Raw genomic sequence first — 19,588 nt, 5'->3', positions numbered from 1 at the left:
GATTGCCGGTGATGGCGACTCCGAGGACGCCATCGCTGGCAAGCCAGACTCCTACGGTCCGTGGTGATCCCGGGGTTGATGCCCCGAATACAAATCCCGTAGGAAACCGGCTTGCCGGTGATGGCGGCTCCGAGGACGCCATCGCTGGCAAGCCGAACACTGGATGAACTGCGCCGCGCTTTGCAAACCCACAACTCACCTCTACCCTGCACTCTCCCTTTTTGCATCGAGCACGCCTCCCATGATGGACAGCCTCAGCGGCATCACGGCTTTTATTCAGGTGGCCGAAACCCGCAGCTTCACTGAAGCTGGCCGTTTGCTGGAAATGTCTGCTTCGGCGGTGGGCAAAAGCGTGGCCCGCATGGAAGAACGTCTGGGCGTGCGCTTGTTTCATCGCAGCACTCGCAGCATGACGCTGACGACCGAAGGCGAACTGTTCCTGCACCGCTGCAAACGCATTCTCAGTGAAGTGGAAGCGGCCGAAATGGAGCTGCTGGAATTGTCCGCCAGCCCTCGCGGCAAAGTGCGTATCAGCGTGCCCATCCAGAACGTGTTGATCATGCCGGTATTGGCAGGATTTATTCGCGCGTTTCCCGACATCGAGCTGGACGTGGACATGTCCGATCGCATGGTCGATGTGATCGAGGAAGGTTTTGATGCGGTTATCCGCACCGGCGCGCCACAAGACTCACGGCTGATGGCACGAAAACTGGGCGCCTTTCAGTTGCAGCTGGTGGCTTCCCCCGATTATCTGGAGCGTCACGGCGAACCACAGCACCCGGACGATTTGATCCGCCACACTTGCCTGCTGCACAAATTTCCGGCCACCGGATTGATCGAGCGCTGGCCACTGCGTGTCGGCGAGACGCACATTGAGCCGAACTTATCGAGAGCGATGATCTGCACCACGATGGATCCGCTGACGTACCTGGCGATAGACGGTGTCGGCATTGCCTGCCTGCCGGACTTTTCAATCCGTCAGCCTTTGGCCGACGGCAGACTGAAGGTCGTGCTTGGCGATTACACCGATCACAACAGCGACCTGTGGATGCTCTGGCCAGCCGCCAGGCAGACCGTACCGAGGCTTCGCGTGTTGATCGACTTCTTCAAGGACCACATTCTCAAGGTTTGACAATCAACGTTGAAGCGCTTTGGTCTGCCGATTAGCGCCGTTCATGTCCGAAGTGATCGGCGCTATGGGCTGTTTTTCCCGCCCAGCGTGCGCTCTAGAATTTGCCTCTCTGAGCCATCACCTGCGAGGCATCTTCATGACAACTGCACATTTTCCTATTCGTGTCGGCATCGTCGGCGTTGGCACCTGGGCTCGACACGGTCATTTGCGGGTGCTGGCCTTGTTGCCGCAATACCACGTGCAAGCGGTGTACAGCGAACACCGCGAGCGGGCTGAAGCGGCGGCTGACGAGTACGGTATTCCTCACGTCGCCGAATCGCTGGATGCGCTGATTCACAACCCCGAAGTGGACTTGGTGGTGGTGCTGAACACTGCCCCACAGCACGAAAAAACGGTACGTGCGGTCATTGCCGCCGGCAAGAATGTCTATTGCGAATGGCCGCTGACCACCACCACCGCAGCCTCAGAACAGTTAGTGCACCTGGCGAACGATGCGGGCGTGCGTCATATCGTCGGCTTGCAACGTCGCCATGCCCCGCATAACCGCTATCTGCAAGACCTGCTGCAGCAAGGTTATGTCGGCAAACTGCGCTCGGTGCGCCTGCACGTCAGCACGCATGACTTCCAGGCGATCCGCGCCAACGCCCTGCGCTGGACCGCGCCCGAAGAAAATTTTTCCAGTATCGTCTCGATTTATTCCGGGCACTTTCTCGACATGCTCTTCACCGCTACCGGATGGCCAGTGAGCGTCTCGGGATTGGTGCTGAGTCAATTCCCGCAGGTGACGATCAAGGAAACCGGCGAAGTGCTGGACAGCACCGCGCCAGACCAGATGGTGCTGACCGGCATGCTGGAAGATGGCGGGGTGATATCGGTGCATATCGAAGGCGGCAAGCGCAATGGCGCCGGTGTACAGATCGACATCAGCGGCCACGAAGGCGACCTGAAAATCACCAACCGATCAGCGTTCGGAGGCGTGGGCGATGACTATGTGATCGCAGGTGCGCACGGCGATAACCTGCCTCTGCAGATCCTGCCGATCCCTGACATCTACCAGCGCTTGCCGGCCTCGGCATTATCATCGGCCGTGCTCGAACTGGCAGAACTGTATGCCGTGTATGCGCAGGACCTGGCCGAGGGCACTCACGTGGCGGCAACCTTCAACGATGCGGTGCGTATGCACAGGTTGCTCGATGCGGCTAAAATCGGGGTTCAGTCGCCGTACAGTGGAGCCATCGATAACCACTAACGGGGCACTTCAGGAGCTTGCACGACGATGACCCAAGTGATTGCCCGTGATTGCAGACGCACCCTTCGGGCAGTCCTCGCGTTGTTTTACGCCGTGGCGGGCTTCTTTCATCTGTACGCAACCGCAGGTTTTGTGACCATCGTCCCGGAGTGGGTGCCCTACCCGTTCACGGTTGTCATGATCACCGGTTGCCTGGAACTGCTGGGCGCGGTGGCATTGCTGACACCGCGCCTGCGCAAACTGGCGGCGTTGATGTTCGCGCTGTACGCCATCTGCGTGTTCCCGGCGAACGTCAAACATGCCCTGGAAAATATTCCCGTTGGCGGCGTGGTGCTGGGCTGGGGTTACCACGCGCCACGACTGGCGTTCCAACCGGTACTGGTCTGGGCCGCCCTGTTTTGTGGCGAATGGATCTCCTGGCCTTTCAAGCGCCGCGTCGATCAACGCGCGTAGTGGGCGTCATACCGCCAGCAGCAACGGTGCGGATGACCATAAAAAACGCAGCCGTTCAAGGTCATTAATACGGCTAGGCAAGCGATCAGTCTGAGACGGCGGGACATGGCTGAATCCTCAAAGGTCAATGGCAACCGCCAGCAGACATATTGTATTGGCGGTTAACATTTGAACGTTCCGAGGCTGATTTATCCGTCGCTGGCGCTGCCTGAAAAATATTTCATTTTGGCGCGACGGATCTTTCACATCTGCCGCGTTCAACTTATCAGCAGCATTCACTTTCGGATGCAGGCCTGAGGAGTTGTCATGCGATTTGTGCGCCCCCTGTTCAAAATGCGGCACTTGATGCTCGTGCCGTTGGCCATTGCCGCGCTGGCCAGTACACCCGTGTTTGCTCAGCAGGAAATCATCATCCAACAGGCGCCGCCGCCAATGCGCGTCGAGATGATGCCCCCGGGGCGTCCCGGTTATGCCTGGGATCAGGGCCATTGGCGCTGGGACGGTCGCGGCTATGCGTGGATGCCAGGTCACTGGCAACCCGTGATGCACGGCGCTCGCTGGAAACCGGGCCATTGGCAGGCACGCGGGCCGAACTGGCGCTGGGTGGAAGGGCATTGGGTGCGGTAAGCGCGAGACCTGCCCTTGAACGAAGATGATCCAGACGTCGAGTTGTTGGCCCGCATCGGCAACAACGAAGCACACGCTGTGAACGAGATGGTGCTGCGCAAGTTGCCCCGTCTGCTGGCGCTCGCCGGGCGTTTGCTCGGCGACGCCGATGAGGCCAGGGATGTGGCTCAGGAAAGCTTTCTGCGGATATGGAAACAAGCCGCGCAATGGCGCAGTGGCCAGGCGCGGTTTGATACCTGGTTGCACCGGGTCGCGCTCAACTTGTGCTACGACCGTTTGCGTGCCCGTAAAGAACAACCGTTGCCCGACACCGATGAGTTGGCCGAACAGGTCGACCCGGCGCCGTTACCGCTGGAGCAACTGGAAGCGAGCGCACAAAGCGACCATATGGCCGCTGCATTGGCCGCGCTACCTGACCGCCAACGTGAAGCGATCGTGCTGCAGTACTACCAGGAACTGTCGAATATCGAGGCGGCGGCGTTGATGAATATTACCGTCGAAGCACTGGAAAGCTTGTTGTCGCGGGCACGCCGCAACTTGCGTAATCACCTTGTCGATGCCCACGACGACTCGGTCCTAAGGAGGGGAAAACGATGACACCCGAACGGTTCAGTCACCTGGCCGACGCTTACGGCGCAGACTTGCAACGCTGGCCGATCAGCGAGCGGGCCGCGGCCCAGTCGTTGCTCGACAGCCGCCACCCCATGGCGTTAGACACGCTGCATCAGGCCCGTTGGCTAGACACGTTGCTCGACAAGCACCAGGTCGTTATCGCGGACCCGGCGCTGGCTCGGCGAATCATCGCCTCGGCGCCGCTCAATGCAGCGCCGTCGTTCTGGCGGCGCCATATCGACTGGTTCTCACGCGCAGGCTTCGTCGGCGTAGGCCTGGCAGGCATCGCTGCCGGGATGCTGGTGGTTTCACTGGGCATGCCGCTGCCCTCCTCGCACGACGTTCTGCCCAGCATATTCGAGCAGAGCGATGCCGACTTCGTCATGAGTATCAATGCCGAGGAGGCAGAACAGTGACTCAGCCATCAAAACGTTTCAAAGCCCTGTTGGTGGTGTCGCTGCTGCTGAATGTGTTTCTGATCGGCGGCGTCGCCGGCGGCCTCTATCAGTGGCATAACCAGGCCAAACCGATGTTGGCGATGCCGCAACACGGCTTGCGCAAGGCCTTGGTGCAGTTACCGCCGGCCAAACGTCATCAACTGCGGCAGTTACTGCGCCAGACGCGTCTTGAAAACCAGCCATTGATTGCTGCCAGCCGCGATGCGCGCCTGGACGTCATTCGCCAATTGCAGGCGCCGACACTGGACCGCAGTGCGCTGGAAAGTGATATGGGTAAAGCCCGCGAGGCCGACATCAACTTGCGCGCCAAGGTCGATGCCAACCTGGCCGAATTCGCCAGCACGCTGCCACCCGAGGAACGGCAGACGCTGGTCGAATCGATGTTTGAACGCGGCAACGCCAAGGGCCGGGCGGCGAACCGTAATTAAAGCACTGCGTCGGCAACCATCACCGCGTGCGTACCAATCGCTCAGCAACGGTTTACCACTGGTAAGTGGCACTCGCGTTCACGGTGCGCTGAGCGCCGTACCAGCACCACGAATACGAATAGCAGGACGCTACGTATTCTTTATTGGCGAGGTTGCTGGCATTGATGGCCAAACGCAGGTTGTCGTTAGCGCTATTGATGTGCGGGATGTCGTAGTGCAAAGCGGCATCGATCAGCGTGTAGCCCGGCACCTTCAAGGTGTTGGCGGTATCGCCCCACGACGAACCGACATAACGCGCGCCGCCGCCGACACCGAATCCCTTGGCGACGCCGTCGTGGAAAGTGTAGTCAGCCCAGACCGAGGCGGTATGGCGCGGTACACCGTAGTTGGTGGTGCCTTTGGCCGGCACCGCTGGCCCGACGCCGATGTCGGAAATTGGCGCGTAACGCACCGTGCTGTTGGATTTGGCCACGCGGTTATCGAGGTAGGCGTAAGCGGCAGTGATGTCCAGGTTGTCATTGAGGCTGGCCTTGCCTTCAAGCTCGAAACCACGCGAGCGCACTTCGCCTGCCTGTTCCTGGCAGCGTGCAGCACCACAAATATGTGTTGGGTCCGGATCAAGCGTCGGTACATTGCTTTGGCGCAGGTCGAAGACCGAGGCGGTAATGAAGCTGTTGCTGCCGGGTGGCTGATACTTGATCCCGACTTCGTACTGCGTACCTTCGGTCGGCTTGAACACCGAGCCGCCAAAACCGGTGCCCGATTGCGGTTCGAACGATTCGGAGTAGCTGGCGTACGGCGACAAACCGTTGTCGAACAGGTAGACCAGGCCAACGCGGCCGGTAAACGCTTCGCTGTCGAGTGAGGTTTTGGTCTTGACGCTGTTGCGCAAATTCACGGTGCTGTTGTTGTTGGTCGCCCAGTCATAGCGTCCGCCCATCAGCAAAACCCACTTGTCCCACTTCATCTGCTCTTGCAGGTACAAGCCTTTTTGGTCGTTGCGTTGCGTGCCGTCACTGGTGAAGGCCGGCGTGGTAACCGGAGCGCCGTACACCGGATCGAAAATATCCAGCGTCGGGCCATTGCCGTTACCGGATTTGGTGTGGGTGCTGGTGTTCTGATAATCGGCGCCAAACAACACGGTGTGCTGCACTGGCCCGGTGTCGAATTTGGCTTGTGCCTGGTTATCCAGGGCGTAGGAATCGAGGTTCACATCGGCGGCGATGGTGTAGCGGGTCGAGGTGCGGTAATCGGCTTTGAGGCTGCCGTTGTAAATGCTGCGATAGTCGCCTTCGCTGCGCAGGTAGCGGGCATTCTGGCGCACGGTCCACACATCGTTGATGTGGTGTTCAAACAGATAACCTAGAGAAAAATACTCGCGGTCGCTCCTTTCGAAGTCTCTTTCACCGTCGTAGAAGTCGACATCAATGCTACGCCCCGTCGGGCTGTTCAATACCGAACCGTAGGCCGGAACCGAGCCGTAAGACGCGCCTTTGGGGTCTTTCTGAAAATGCCCAAGGAACGTCAGCGATGTGTCTTCGCCGGGACGCCAGGTAAACGCGGACGAAATGGCCTGGCGCTGGGTTTCGGTGTGTTCGATCTGGCCATCGGCCTGATCGTAAAGGCCGGCCAGGCGATACGAGTAAACCCCTTGATCATCCAGCGGCCCACTCAGGTCGAACGTGGTGCGCTTTTTGTTGAAGGTGCCGTACTCGACGCCGATCTCATGAAATGGCGTCTCCAGTGGCCGCTTGCTGACCATGTTCACCACACCACTTGGACTCGCCTGGCCATACAGCACGGACGACGGTCCACGCAGAATGTCGACACGTTCCAGGTCAAACGAATCCTTTTGTGGCGAAGCGTCGCGGCTGCCCGGCATGCGCAGGCCGTCCAGGTACGTCGCCGGGCTAAAACCACGAATGGTCAGTTGATCCAGTCGAGTCGCCGTCGAACCGCGAGTTTCAGGAATCACGGCGGCGGTGTACCGCAATATCTGATTAAGGCTTTCAGCGCCTTGGGCGCGCATCTGGTCCTTGGTGACGACGGAGATCGATTGTGGTGTTTCATTCAGCGCGGTGTCGGTCTTGGTCGCCGACAGTGCGCGTGTCGCGACGTAGCCGTTGACCGGGCCGGTCGGGCTCTCGGTCTGGTACGCGCCGCTGACGGTGGTGGCCTGCAACTCGAGCGAACCCTGTTTGGACTCCGGAACTGGCTCGATGCGATAACGCGTGGCCGAGAGCGCAATCGCACTCAAGCCTGTGCCCTGCAGCAATTGTACGAGTGCCTCGCCGGTGCTGAATTGTCCGCTCAGGCCATGACTGGTTTTACCTCGGGTCAACGCCGAATCAAAGGCCAGCACCAGGTCCGCTTGCTCGGCGAGGCTGTTCAGTGCTTGGCTCAACTCCCCGGCGGGAATCGAAAAACTGCGTACTGCGCTGACGTGTTCCCCCACCAGCGGTGAGTCTGCAGCGAACAGTGGCGCGGCGATAAAAGCCATCGCCACCGACAGTGCCAATGGGTGCAACGGGCGAGCAAAGCGTGACATGGGAAATCCTGCGAAAGGGAAGACATTACTAACCATGACGGCCATGCCGGAAAAACGGACAAGGAATGAGAGTGATTTGTATTAAATAATTATCGGGAATGGAAGGCAGCCCTGCACGGGCCGCCCGTACAGACGATTTACAACGGCTTGATCACTACCAGGTAATCGGTGAAGTGTTCGACCGTGATCGGCAAGTTGTCGGCCAGTGTGGCCAACGCGGCGTCGGTATTGTCCAGACGGAACACCCCGGAAACCCGCAAGCCTTGCAGCGCTTGCGGGTCGAAACGCACCAGCCCGCGGCGATAGCTGGCAAGGGCCTGAAGCACTTCGCTCAATGGTTGGTCATCGACCTTGAGCAAACCCCGCGTCCAGGCATCAGAATCGCTGCTGCCAATGGGTTGCGGTGGTTGCGCGCGGTCATCCTTGAGCGTGGTTTTCTCACCGGCGTTGACGTTGACCGTCTCGCCACCGTTGGGCTTGGCGGCAACCACCGACTCCAGCACGCTGACCACGGTCGAACCGTCGGCCGTGCGTTTCACCAGGTAACGCGTGCCCAGCGCCGTTGCGGTGCCTTGATCGGTACGCACCACGAAGGGACGGCTTGAATCCTTGGCGACCTCCACCCACATCTCGCCCGTCAGCAATTCGATCACTCGTTGCTGACCGTCGAACTTCACGTCCAGCGCCGAATTGCTGTTGAGCTGCACACGGCTGCCATCGGCAAGTGCCACCTCTCGCCGCTCGCCGACGCTGGTGCGCTGATCGGCAAACCACACGGGCATGTGGTCGAGACTGACCCAGCCGCACAGCAAAACACCCAGCAAGGCGACAGCCTGAGTACCACGGCTCGACGCTTTGGAGGGTGCGCGTGCGAAAGCGGTTTTGAGGGCAATGCGTGTGGGTTTGGGTGGCAACTCGTCAAGGCTGCTCCACAGCAAACGCATGCGTTCCAGCGCCACGGCATGCTGGGGATCGGCGACGCACCAGGCATCGAATGCTTCGCGGTCCGCCGGTGCGACCAGGTCATCGTGCAGCATCGTAAGCCAATAGGCGGCTTCGGTGATCATCTGCTCGGACGGCTGATTGATGGCCGTCACGACACGGCATCCGCTTCGTACAAGGTCTTGTAGCAATGAACGAGAACGCTGGCCACGTAGTTCTTCACCGTGCTGGCCGAGACCTTGAGCTCGATCGCGATTTCGCTGTAGGTCAGGCCATCGAGACGACTCAACAGGAAGGCTTCGCGGGACTTCGCCGGTAAACCTGCAAGCATCACCGATATTTTCTCGAGAGCCTCAAGCGCCACGTGAATCGCCTCCGGATCGGGCATGCCGGCGTCACTGGCCTGGATCGCCAGCGCTTCAAGGTACGCCTGCTCTATGCGCCGACGTCGCGCGCCATCGATCAGCAAGCGCCCCGCCATGGTCGCTAAATACGCCCGTGGCTCTTTGATGTCCTGCGGCTCGGCAAGCGCCAGCACCCGAATGAAGGCGTCATGCGCCAGGTCTGCGGCACGATGCGAGCATCCGAGCTTCTTGCGCAGCCAGCCGTGCAACCAGGGATGATGGTTGCTATACAGCTCGGTAAAGGTCCTCTGACGAAGGGCTACATCGTCATGAGCCACGGACATATCACGCATACGAAAAAATTTCTCAAATAAGAAAGATTACCAGTAGCGCGAACGATGACAGCAAAATCACAGCAGAGCAAGCGACGTAAAGCCGCTGCCATTGGGAAGGAGTGGTGACGTGTTGGTGCGGCGCGGCAGTCAGCGTTGAGGGGCAACGACACGGAATTTGATGTCGATATCCTTGGAGACCACGGTGTCTGCCCATTCGCCTTTTCCCACCTCAAAATCATCACGCTTGAGAACGAGTTCGCCAGTGAATAAGCCGATTTCATTATCCGGACTCAATACCACCGGCACCTCAACCTGGCGAGTGATGCCCCTGATCGTCAGATTACCGGTGACCAGGTATTTGTTGTTGCCGAGGTCTTTCACGCGGGTTGACTCGAAAGTGCCCAGCGGAAAATCAGCGGTGTTGAACCAGGCGGGTTTGGGCATCTCGCTATTGGCATCGTCACTGCCGGCGTCGATGCTGGCCATGTCGATGTCGAGTTTGACGCGAGCGGCCTCGGGTTTGTCCGTATCGAAATCCAGCGTGGCCTGGAACTTGCCGAATGTGCCGTACATTCTTGTGCCCATCTGGTTGTAGGTGAAGCTGATCTGGCTGGCGGTCGGGTTGACCCTTGTGTATTCAACGGCTGAGGCACAAGACATTACGCCAAACGTGAGCACGGCGACCGACGCGATGGAACGCGAACAGAGTAGCTGCAACTGCATGGGGTTCTCCGCCGGAAGCTCACGTCAGCGTGGGTGCTGAAGGTTTATCCATGATAGTTCGATTTGCCACTTGCCAACGCCATCAGTACTCTTTGTCACGCTTTGCAAGGCCACCGGCCGGAATCAACACGCAATCATGGATCTTGAAAACCAATGCTACGGAAAGTCAGCAGCACCCTTCTCACCTGTTCAGCTATCGTTCTCGCCGCCAGTCTTCTGGCCGGTTGCACAACCCCCCGATACGATGGCAGTCGCGCACCAGACCCCGCCAAAGCGATCATCATTGGCTCGATCACCGAGGGATTTCTGACGCAGCCACATGGCCTGCAGGTGCAGATAAAAGCGCGCACAGAACCGAGCGCGACCATCGACCTTAAAACGATGTTCAATGAAGACGATCGGCCCTCGCCGAACCTGCTCGGTAACCTCTTCATGTACGAGGTGCCCGCAGGCCAGTATGAGTTCACCAGCTGGAGTTATTACTACTACGCGGGGTACGCAATGACGCAACCCGCACCCGTGGTTTTCAGCGTAAAAGCCGGGGAAATCGCCTACATCGGTGATCTGTACGCCAATGCCCTGACTTTTTGCCTGTCCAACGTCGATCACGGCAATGACGCACTCACGGCTTTGAAGCAAAAGTACCCAATGCTCAGGGACAAGCAGATTTCGAATGTGACGGCCCAAAGCGCATTCAAACCCTGGCCCACATCCGATGCAAAAGACTCGGGAAAAGGCCTCTGCACTTTCTGATTCCACGGGTTCGGGCCTGGTAAAACAGCCCGGCCCAGTCATCTCGTTCAACGTCTGGAATGTCTCGCCATGAAACGCTGCATGCTGCTGTTAACCTGCCTGCTCACTGCACTGTCCTTGCTGAGCGGCTGCGCCAGCGGTCCGGACCTCAAGGGTCAACCTTTCTTCACCGGCCCGGTAGAATCCCGGCCAGACCTGGCCACCGTGTATTTTTATCGCACCGCTGCCAGCGTCGGCTACGGCGTCGCACCGACGATTACTGTGGATGGCAAACCGGTCGGCAGCCTGCCATCCGGTGGCTACTTCAAGACCACCCTCCCCGCTGGCAAGTACCACATCAAATCCACCACACCACCGATTGTTACCAACTCGGTCAATAAGGCATTTGACCTGACGGTTGCGAACGGCAACGTCTATTTCATCGCCGACGAAACATCGTCCATGGACTTCAAGGATGATCAGACGCTGGGCGAAATCAATGACGCCAGCTTCAACTTGCAGCGCTTCTACTTCCGTTACGCCCTGGTGCCGGAAGAGCAGGCATTGCGCTCGATGAAGTGGTGCCAGCAGGTACCGGCAGCGCCGCAATGAATGACGCTGACCGGGGTGGGCCTCACCAATCGTAACTAAGCGTCGCGATCACGTTGCGGCGGTTGCCGTACAACACTGAATCCTCGTAGAACCCGGGCTCGAAGTAGTGCTTGTCGAACAGGTTATTGGCAGTCACCGAGAGCCGGGTTCCGTCGAGGCCAACCTTGGCCAGGTCATAACGCAGCGAGGCATCGGTGAGCGTGTAGTGCGGCACTTTCACAGTGTTCTGAACGTTGTAGGAAGAGCCGATGTAACGCTGGCCAACGCCCATCCCGACACCGTCGAACACACCGCTGTCCAGCGTGTAGTCCAGCCACACGCTGGCAGTGTCGCGGGGAATGGCGCGCGGTGTGTTGCCCTTGTAGGTGGTGTCTTCGGTGATCTCGGCATCGGTGTAGGCATACGACGCCAACATGTTCAGGTTATGCGCCAGGCTGGCCTTGCCTTCCACCTCGAACCCGCGTGAACGAACCTCGCCACTCTGCACCGAGAATCCGGTGTAGACCGGATCGGCGGTGGTGACGTTTTTCTGCGTCAGGTCAAACGCCGATACGGTCACCGAAGCGTCGTAACCCGGTGGCTGGTATTTCACCCCGACTTCGTATTGCTTGCCTTCGGTCGGTTTGAACAATGCGCCATCGCGGTCGGTGTCCGGGTTGGGCTGGAACGATGTGCTGTAACTGGCATACGGCGTGATGCCGTTATCGAACAGGTACGCCAGGCCAATGCGCCCGGTGAACTTGTGATCACGCTGCTCGGTGTCGATACTCTCGGTGCCGAAATACACGCCGGTCTCGCGGTCCATTGCCCAATCTTCGCGGCCACCGATGGTCAGCGCCCAGCGATCCAGTTTGATCTGGTCCTGAACGTACACGCCCACTTGCTGCATTTTGCTTTTGGTGTCGCGCTGCAACGGGTCGTACCAGATTGCACCGCCACCGTAGACCGGGCTGTACAGATCGAGCATCTCGAATTCCGGGTCCGGATCGCCATTACGGCGCGTCTCTTGTGATGTGTAGTGCGAGTAATCCACGCCGGTCAGCAACGTGTGTTGCAAAGGCCCGGTGTTGAAGGTGCCCTGCACAGAGTTGTCGACCATGAACGTGTCGCTGCTTTTCGGACGTTTTTGCAAACCGACATCTTGCGTGCGCCCGTCATCATTGAGCACCACGTCCGGGCCGCTGGAAAGGAAGCCGACATTGGAATGCATGTAGCGCAGGTTCTGCTGGAACTTCCAGCCGTTATCGAACAGATGCTCGTAGATCGAACCGACCGAGGTGGTTTCGACATGGTAATAACTGCCCTTCCAGCCCAGGTAGGTGTCGGAATCGATGTGCCCGTAAGGGCTTTTAAGCACGGTGCCGATGGCCGGAAAACTCTGTTCCGAACCACCGGTTTTGCTCTTGTTGTAGCTGGTGAGCACAGTCAGCGTGTTAGCGTCGTCGGGTTTCCAGGTCAGCGACGGTGCGATGTAAGTGCGGTCGTCTGGTGAGTGATCGACCTGGGTTGCGCTGTCACGCTGCAACATCACCACGCGGCCGAACAAGGTGCCGGCGCTGTCGAGTTGATCACCAAGGTCGAGACCGATCTGGCGGCGATCGAAACTGCCACCTTGTACTTCGATGTGATGAATCGGAGTTTCCTGCGGCCGTTTGCTGGTCATGTTGACCACGCCACCCGGTGCCATTTGGCCGAACAGCACCGAGGCCGGGCCCTTGACCACGTCAATGCGCTCCAGGCCGAAAGTCTCGAAGTTGGTGTCGTACTGGTTGAAGCCGGTACGCAAACCATCCTGATAAATACCGAACAGGTTGAACGCTCGAAAGCCGCGCATGAAGATGTCTGGCGCGCCCTGCCCGCCGGCATAATCAAGCACGCGAATGCCCGGCGTATAAGCCACTGCGGAGTTGAAATCCTGCACGCCGCGCTGGTCCATCTCGTCGCGGGTAATCACCGAAATCGTCTGCGGAATTTCATTGATCGGCGTATCGGTTTTAGTGCCGACCGTGGTGCGTTTGGCGACATAACCCTGAACCGGCCCGGTACCGGTTTCCTCACTCGGGCGAGTGGCTTGAACCTGCGTTGGCTCAAGCTCTACCGACGAAGCACCTTGAGGAATCACCTGCAGTACGTACACACCGTCACCCTGCGAGGTGGCACGCAAACCGCTGCCAGCCAACAGTCGGGCAAAACCGTTTTGTAGCGGGTAATCCCCTTCCAGCCCTGCACTTCGACGGCCCTGCACCAGCGCCGGATCAATCGCCAGATTGACCCCGGCGGTAGCGGCGAAACTGGACAACGCTTGACCCAGAGACCCCGGGGCAATCGAATAATGTTGAACATCGGCGGCGAACAACATCGGGCTGGCGGACACACCCAACGCCAGCACAGCCGTGTGCATCGCGCTGGCGAGTGAAGATGAACGAGGGAAAAAGGACATGCAAACTCCGTATCGGTAAGACCTGTTTGCAAGGAGGACACGCCAGCGTCGAAAAACAGGACAGGCAATGCGAAGATTTTTTCAGGCAACGCGCGGTTGCAGCGTGACCCAATAGCGGGTGCAGTACAGGACGTCGACGGGCAACGCCTGTGCGACGGCGCTGAGGATCAAATCGGTGTCGCGTAACTGGAACGCTCCGCTGATCAGCAACTCGCCGACCTGCGGGTCGCACCGAACCCAGCCGGGACGGTAACGGTTCAGTTCCAGCACAAACGCTGCCAGGGGCATGCGGTCCACGCGCAACACGCCTTGGGCCCAATCGGCGCTGCCGGGGAGCAATGCAGTTGCTGACTGCACCTGAAGACTATCGAAGCGGACATTTTGTCCCGCGTTCAAGCGCACCTCAGCGGTACCACGCAGGGGCTGAATATCAACTGCACCGGCAAACACGCTGACCAGGCTGTCGGCAGCTTCCAGGCGAACGCTGAATCGGGTGCCGACCGGGCGCACGTTGCCTTGCTCGGTTTGCACCCGCAACGGGCGCTTGAGAATGTCTTGGCCGGTAGTGACGAGGACTTCCCCGGCGCGCAAGCGAATCAAACGCTGGGTCGCGTCGAATGCGATGTCCACGGCGGTGTCGGTGTTCAGGTTCAGTCGGGTGCCATCGGGCAGGTTGATCTGGCGTTGCTCGCCAACCGCTGTACGCTCATCCGCCGACCATGACGAATGCCGCCACGTCATGAGCGCCACCGGGCCCGCGGTCATCAGCAGCACCAACGCCTTGAGCCCGGAACGTCGGCTCAAGCGATCGGCGCGGTCCAGGGTCGGCAACCCTACGCCGGTGGGAATGCCCTGCCATTGCTGGCTGACGCGTTGGGCCAATTGCCACGCACGTTCGTGGTCAGGATGCTGTTTGCGCCACTGCTCGAATCGCAGTTGCCGGGTTGTGTCGCCGTCAGCTTCGTTCAGGCGCATGTACCAACGCGCGGCCTCGCGCACGACGCTGCGGTCCAGCGGCACTTCATTCATGTGCCCTCCGCCATCGGCAGCATCATGCATTGCTCCATCGCCTGCGTCAGATAGCGCTGCACGGTGCGCACAGTGACGTTCAACATCGTGGCGATTTCGGCGTAGGTATGACCTTCCAACTGGGACAGTAAAAACGCGCGCCGTACCAACGGCGGCAGGCCTTGCAACAACGTATCGACGGCCTGCAACGCCTCGCGAATCAGGCACTGCTCTTCGGCGGACGGTGCGAATTGATCAGGCAACTGCTCCAGCGTTTGCAGCCATGCCTCTTCCAGCGAACGGCGACGATAGAGGTTGAGCATCAAGCGCCGGGCAATCGTCGCCAGGTATGCGCGTGGCTGGTGCAGGTCTGGCTGCAGCGCCGACGCTGAGGAGCGGAACATGCGCACAAACGTATCTTGCGCCAGGTCGGCGGCATCGCTGCGGCATCCCATGCGCCGGCACAACCAGCCCTGGAGCCAGGAATGATGCTCGACGTACAGCAACTGAATGTCGCGATGCAGGCACGCATCACGTGAAATGGCAGGACCCATTGGGCGGCTTTCCTGATAGTACGATGCGAATGCATTTGAGAATTGATCGCACTATAGCGACACGCTTGACGCCCGGCAATCACAGCCTTGCGGCCCTGATCGAGCCCTGCACTTCAAGAAATCGTTCAACCTCCGTACAGCTTGCCTCTGCGATATTCATCCCGTTCCGCGGTTTCTTGTCTTCTACGAAAGGCAGTTAACGCGTCGAAATGTATCCGGATTGAAACACGCCAGACATATCCAATGAACAAAGAACAGAAGCCACATACCTCTGGCCAGTGGCTCGCCTTACTGACACTAAACGCTTCAGCCCTTTCCTTAAGCACAGCGAATACCTGCCGCCATGAATGACGTGATCTTGCTGAAGCCCAGTCAGACCGAGCAACTGTCGGACGTGCTGTACGGTCCGATTCAACCTGAACTCTTGCGCGAAGAAGTGCTGGCCGATTTGCTCGAAGCCAGCGCGCGGCGTAATCCAGGACAGATCGCGCTGATCTTCGGCGAGCGCCAGCTCAGCTACGGTGAATTGGACCAACAGGCTGATCTTGTAGCCTCGGCGCTGATTCAGGCCGGCGTAAGGCCGGGGCAGATTGTTGGTTTATGGCTGCCGCGCGGCATCGAGTTGCTGGTGATGCAGGCCGGTATCGCCAAGGCTGGGGCCGCGTGGTTACCACTGGACCAGGACACGCCAGTGGAGCGTCTGAAGATTTGCATGGAGGACGCCAGCGCCGTCGGCGTGGTGACTTGCGCAGCGCTGGCCGCCTCGCTTGGCGATACGGGCCTGACACGCTGGACTGCCGAAACGTTGTTGGCCCCCACAGCAACCGCCCTCGTGCGGCGCAGCGCGGCGTTGCCAGACCATCCAGCCTACGTGATCTACACCTCGGGCTCGACCGGAAAACCCAAGGGCATCCTGATTTCTCAACGCAGCATCTGCCATTTTTTGCGCAGCGAAAACGAGGTCCTTGGCATCAACGCCAACGACCGTGTCTACCAGGGTTTTTCGGTGGCCTTCGACATGTCGTTCGAAGAGATCTGGATCGCCTACCTGGTGGGCGCGACGCTGTGGATTGGTCCGAGGGAAATCAGCGGCGACCCGCAAATCCTGCCACGCCTGCTCAATGAACAGCGCATCAGCGTGCTGCACGCAGTGCCGACGCTGCTGGCCTTGTTCAGTGAGGATGTGCCGAGCCTGCGCCTGATCAACCTGGGCGGTGAAATGTGCCCCGAGTCATTGGTCGAGCGCTGGAGCCAGCCTGGGCGACAAATTTTCAATACCTATGGCCCGACCGAGGCCACAGTGTCCGCCAGCCTGGCGCGACTTGTGCCCGGGCGGCCAGTAACCATTGGCACACCATTGCCCAATTACGGACTGCTGGTGATTGCCAATGAGACAGCCGCAAGTGAACCGCGCCTTTTGCCGCGCGGCGAAACCGGTGAGTTATGCATCATCGGCCCAGGCTTGGCCGACGGGTACCTGGGCCGCCCGGACCTGACCCGCGAAAAATTCCTGCCCAACCCTTGGGCCACGGGTTACCACGACGCCCGCTTGTACCGTACCGGAGACTTGGCGCGTATCGACCAGAAAGGCCAGGTGCAGTGCCTGGGACGTGCGGACGATCAAGTTAAAATCCGCGGCTTTCGTGTGGAGCTGGGTGAAATCGAAGCCTTGTTGGCGCAACAACCCGGTGTCGGCACGGTCGCGGTTCTGTTGCGCAATGACGACGGTCTCGACCAGTTGATTGCGTATCTGGTGTGCGACGATGAGCCGCCAGCAGCATTTACCCCGCTGCTGCGTCGGGCGCTGCAAGCACAGTTGCCGCCCTACATGGTGCCAGCACGCTTTGAGTTGCTGGACAGAATGCCGCGACTGACCTCTGGCAAAATCGACCGCAAAGCACTCAAGGCCCGGCCATTGAGCGTTGACACCCACGGCGCCGATCTCCACTGCGACCGGGCCGAGAATCCCGCTGAAGAAGTACTGTTCGCGGCGCTGGCAACCTTGTTCCCAGGACAGCCCGTGCGTCGCGATGCCGACTTTTTCAGCGACCTTGGTGGCCACTCTTTTTTTGCTGCACGCCTGGCGTCGGCCTTACGCGCCGACCCACGATATGCCCACGTCACGGTGCGCGATATCTATCAACAACGGCGCATTGGCGCTATTGCCGCGACACTGCAACAAGCACCGGAACCTGCGGCCGTCCCCGTCGAATGGACCCCACCCTGCGCGTGGCGACGCTGGCGCTGTGGTCTGGCCCAGGCCTTGGCGCTACCCGTGATGGTCAGCCTGCGCATGACGCAATGGCTGGCACCATTCTTTACTTATCACTTTCTGACCGGCGCTCCCGGCGATTCTGTCGCGGCAGCAACGCTCGCCTCGGTCGCTGTGTTTTTGCTCGCCACGGTGCTGCAGTTTGGCATCGCACTCGCGGGCAAATGGCTGATCGCCGGACGCCTGAAACCCGGCGTTTTCCCGTTGTGGGGCGTGACCTATTTTCGCTGGTGGGCCGCTGACCGAATGGTCGAATCGGCACCGGTTTACCTGTTGAGCGGTTCCTCGCTTTACCCCTTATGGTTGCGCGCACTGGGCGCCAAAATTGGCCAAGACGTGATAGTCGGCGGGGCCGTCGTACGGGCGCCCGACTTGCTGCACATCGGCAACGGCGTCAGCGTTGGTAATGGCGTCAGTTTCGAGAACGCCCGTGTTGAACGCGGTCAGTTGCACTTGGGGCAAATCACCTTGCAGGACAATGCCTGCGTCGGTTCGTACGTGATCATGGAGGGCAATACCCAGGTCGGTCCCTTCGGTCATCTGGAAGGCCAATCGGCGTTGGCCGACGGGCACAGTGTGCCGGCCGGACGCATCTGGCAGGGCTCGCCGGCGCGTGACCTGGGCACCTTCGACACCCAGCGCCATTCACCACGGCCCTCGGTAACCAAGGGCCGCTTGCGTGTCGAAGGGGCATTTTTTGTGTTCGGCATCTTGCTGATCGCCACGCTGTTTTTCATTCCGGTGTTCCCGACGTTTTTCTTGATCGACTGGTTCGATGACCAGCACATATTGCCTTGGCTACAAAGCGACAACGTTGCCCTGCAACTGGCGCGGTATTTCATCCTGGCGTTTCCCGCCAGCGCGGTATTGATAGTCGTCACCGCACTCGCATCCGCCGCCCTGCGCTGGATTGCCTTGCCACGCTTGCAACCTGGGCGTTACTCGGTACACAGCAACACTTACTGCGCGAAGTGGCTGGTCAGCCATATTCAAGAAGCCAGCCTGAACGTGTTGTCCGGCATCTACGCCACTGTCTATGCACCATTTTGGTATCGACTGCTGGGTGCAAAAGTCGGGCGTGACGCCGAGATTTCAACCGCACAAGGCGTGATTCCGGACATGTTGACGTTGGGTGATGAAACCTTCATCGCCGATGCGGTGATGCTCGGCGACGAGCAGATCGATGGCGGCTGGATGAGCATGCAGCCGACGGTGATTTCCAACCGCAGCTTTGTTGGCAATGGCAGTTTCATTCCCGATGGCACCGTGCTGCCGGAGAACGTGCTGATCGGCGTTCATTCCAGTGCGCCGCGCAACAGCGAACTGGCCGATGGCGACACCTGGCTCGGCTCGCCGCCGATCAACCTGCCGGCCCGCGAACAAGTGGGTGGTTACCCTGAGTCACTGACGTTCCGCCCTTCCCCATTGCGCCGTCTGGCCCGAGGCTTGATCGAAGGCGTGCGAATTGTCACGCCGCATGCGGTGGTGATCGCCGTCGGCTACACGGTAATGCTTGACCTGATGCCACTGGCTGGCGAAGAGCGCTGGGGCGCGGTGCTGGGTTACCTGGCGCTGATTGGCCTGGCGTATGGCGTGGGTAACTTCCTGTTGGTGGTGGCTCTGAAATGGCTGGTAATGGGTCGTTATCGCAAGCGCGCCGACCCGATGTGGACGCCATTTGTGTGGCTGTCAGAGGGCATTACCAGTTTGTACGAAGGCATGGCTGCGCCGAACTTCATGCGCTATCTGCGGGGCACGCCTTGGTTACCGCTGGCCTTCAACCTGTTGGGCTGCAAGATTGGCCGAGGGGTTTACCTGGACACCACTGACATCACCGAATTTGACTGCGTCACCATCGGTGCCGACAGCGAGTTGAATGCCGGCGCCTGCCCGCAAACGCATTTGTTCGAAGACCGGGTGATGAAAATCGACCACGTCACCATCGGCGAACGGGTGTACATGGGACCGCGTAGCGCCGTGCTGTATAGCGCGGTGATCGGTAATGACGCGCACCTCGGCCCGCTGACACTGGTGATGAAAGGCGAACACATTCCCGCCGCCAGCCGCTGGACGGGTTGCCCGGCCGCGCCCGGTCGCGCTTGAGCATCGGGCCTACCTG

General features: G+C 59.6%; 17 protein-coding genes. 10 read left to right on the top strand and 7 right to left on the bottom strand.

Translation table 11 applies throughout. From position 1 onward, the window contains the following. The first annotated feature begins 241 nt into the window (after positions 1-241). The 7 genes from ACQR3R_RS04190 (at position 242) to ACQR3R_RS04160 (ending at position 4,959) form a co-directional block, all read left to right on the top strand. A complete protein-coding gene (locus tag ACQR3R_RS04190; protein WP_428270748.1) occupies positions 242-1,132 on the top strand; it encodes a LysR substrate-binding domain-containing protein in 891 nt (296 codons plus the stop codon). A 136-nt stretch (positions 1,133-1,268) separates the two neighbouring features. After that, the gene (locus ACQR3R_RS04185; RefSeq protein WP_428270747.1) at positions 1,269-2,381 is read left to right on the top strand and encodes a Gfo/Idh/MocA family oxidoreductase; all 1,113 of its coding nucleotides are present in this window, start codon (positions 1,269-1,271) and stop codon (positions 2,379-2,381) included. 27 nt (positions 2,382-2,408) lie between these two features. After that, the gene (locus ACQR3R_RS04180; protein ID WP_428270746.1) at positions 2,409-2,834 is read left to right on the top strand and encodes a DoxX family protein; all 426 of its coding nucleotides are present in this window, start codon (positions 2,409-2,411) and stop codon (positions 2,832-2,834) included. A gap of 306 nt (positions 2,835-3,140) precedes the next feature. After that, entirely contained in the window at positions 3,141-3,461 is a 321-nt protein-coding gene (locus tag ACQR3R_RS04175) for a YXWGXW repeat-containing protein (RefSeq protein ID WP_428270745.1), read from the top strand. A 15-nt stretch (positions 3,462-3,476) separates the two neighbouring features. Beyond that, positions 3,477-4,058 (top strand): RNA polymerase sigma factor, encoded by a 582-nt coding sequence (locus tag ACQR3R_RS04170; RefSeq protein WP_428270744.1) that lies wholly within the window; start codon positions 3,477-3,479, stop codon positions 4,056-4,058. Beyond that, entirely contained in the window at positions 4,055-4,489 is a 435-nt protein-coding gene (locus ACQR3R_RS04165; protein WP_428270743.1) for a hypothetical protein, read from the top strand. Before ACQR3R_RS04170 ends, ACQR3R_RS04165 begins: the two co-directional genes overlap by 4 nt. After that, entirely contained in the window at positions 4,486-4,959 is a 474-nt protein-coding gene (locus ACQR3R_RS04160; RefSeq protein WP_428270742.1) for a periplasmic heavy metal sensor, read from the top strand. Before ACQR3R_RS04165 ends, ACQR3R_RS04160 begins: the two co-directional genes overlap by 4 nt. A gap of 52 nt (positions 4,960-5,011) precedes the next feature. On the opposite strand, the gene ACQR3R_RS04155 is transcribed toward ACQR3R_RS04160, so the two are convergent. From ACQR3R_RS04155 to ACQR3R_RS04140, 4 genes are all read right to left on the bottom strand, one after another. Next, positions 5,012-7,507 (bottom strand): TonB-dependent siderophore receptor, encoded by a 2,496-nt coding sequence (locus ACQR3R_RS04155; protein WP_428270741.1) that lies wholly within the window; start codon positions 7,505-7,507, stop codon positions 5,012-5,014. Between the two features lie 137 nt (positions 7,508-7,644). Then, positions 7,645-8,604 (bottom strand): FecR domain-containing protein, encoded by a 960-nt coding sequence (locus tag ACQR3R_RS04150; protein ID WP_428270740.1) that lies wholly within the window; start codon positions 8,602-8,604, stop codon positions 7,645-7,647. Next, on the bottom strand, positions 8,601-9,146 hold the full coding sequence (locus ACQR3R_RS04145) for a sigma-70 family RNA polymerase sigma factor (protein ID WP_428270739.1): 546 nt from the start codon (positions 9,144-9,146) through the stop codon (positions 8,601-8,603). The genes ACQR3R_RS04150 and ACQR3R_RS04145 overlap by 4 nt, the downstream gene beginning before the upstream one ends. A 129-nt stretch (positions 9,147-9,275) precedes the next feature. Continuing rightward, positions 9,276-9,851 carry a YceI family protein gene (locus ACQR3R_RS04140; RefSeq protein WP_428270738.1) on the bottom strand — a complete coding sequence of 192 codons (576 nt, stop codon included), beginning with the start codon at positions 9,849-9,851 and terminating at the stop codon, positions 9,276-9,278. Positions 9,852-10,004: 153 nt separating this feature from the next. Between ACQR3R_RS04140 and ACQR3R_RS04135 the strand changes: the two genes are divergently transcribed. Both ACQR3R_RS04135 and ACQR3R_RS04130 read left to right on the top strand, forming a co-directional pair. Beyond that, on the top strand, positions 10,005-10,604 hold the full coding sequence (locus tag ACQR3R_RS04135; protein ID WP_428270737.1) for a hypothetical protein: 600 nt from the start codon (positions 10,005-10,007) through the stop codon (positions 10,602-10,604). An 81-nt stretch (positions 10,605-10,685) separates the two neighbouring features. Next, complete coding sequence (locus tag ACQR3R_RS04130; RefSeq protein ID WP_428270736.1) at positions 10,686-11,195, top strand: DUF2846 domain-containing protein; 510 nt, start codon at positions 10,686-10,688, stop codon at positions 11,193-11,195. A gap of 22 nt (positions 11,196-11,217) precedes the next feature. On the opposite strand, the gene ACQR3R_RS04125 is transcribed toward ACQR3R_RS04130, so the two are convergent. The 3 genes from ACQR3R_RS04125 to ACQR3R_RS04115 all read right to left on the bottom strand — a co-directional run bounded on the left by ACQR3R_RS04125 (position 11,218) and on the right by ACQR3R_RS04115 (position 15,197). Then, positions 11,218-13,635 carry a TonB-dependent siderophore receptor gene (locus ACQR3R_RS04125; protein ID WP_428270735.1) on the bottom strand — a complete coding sequence of 806 codons (2,418 nt, stop codon included), beginning with the start codon at positions 13,633-13,635 and terminating at the stop codon, positions 11,218-11,220. 81 nt (positions 13,636-13,716) lie between these two features. After that, positions 13,717-14,664: a FecR domain-containing protein gene (locus ACQR3R_RS04120; RefSeq protein ID WP_428270734.1), complete on the bottom strand. Its 948-nt coding sequence runs from the start codon at positions 14,662-14,664 to the stop codon at positions 13,717-13,719. After that, positions 14,661-15,197 carry a sigma-70 family RNA polymerase sigma factor gene (locus ACQR3R_RS04115; RefSeq protein WP_428270733.1) on the bottom strand — a complete coding sequence of 179 codons (537 nt, stop codon included), beginning with the start codon at positions 15,195-15,197 and terminating at the stop codon, positions 14,661-14,663. The genes ACQR3R_RS04120 and ACQR3R_RS04115 overlap by 4 nt, the downstream gene beginning before the upstream one ends. Before the next feature lie 343 nt (positions 15,198-15,540). Here ACQR3R_RS04115 and ACQR3R_RS04110 point away from each other — a divergent pair, with 343 nt between their 5' ends. Continuing rightward, positions 15,541-19,572: a Pls/PosA family non-ribosomal peptide synthetase gene (locus tag ACQR3R_RS04110; RefSeq protein WP_428270732.1), complete on the top strand. Its 4,032-nt coding sequence runs from the start codon at positions 15,541-15,543 to the stop codon at positions 19,570-19,572. Positions 19,573-19,588: the final 16 nt, after the last annotated feature.

The sequence above is a fragment of the Gordonia sp. IEGM753 genome (assembly GCF_050321825.1).
In the GTDB taxonomy this organism is placed as follows: Bacteria; Pseudomonadota; Gammaproteobacteria; order Pseudomonadales; family Pseudomonadaceae; genus Aquipseudomonas.
This window is presented reverse-complemented; position numbering and strand designations above follow the sequence as displayed.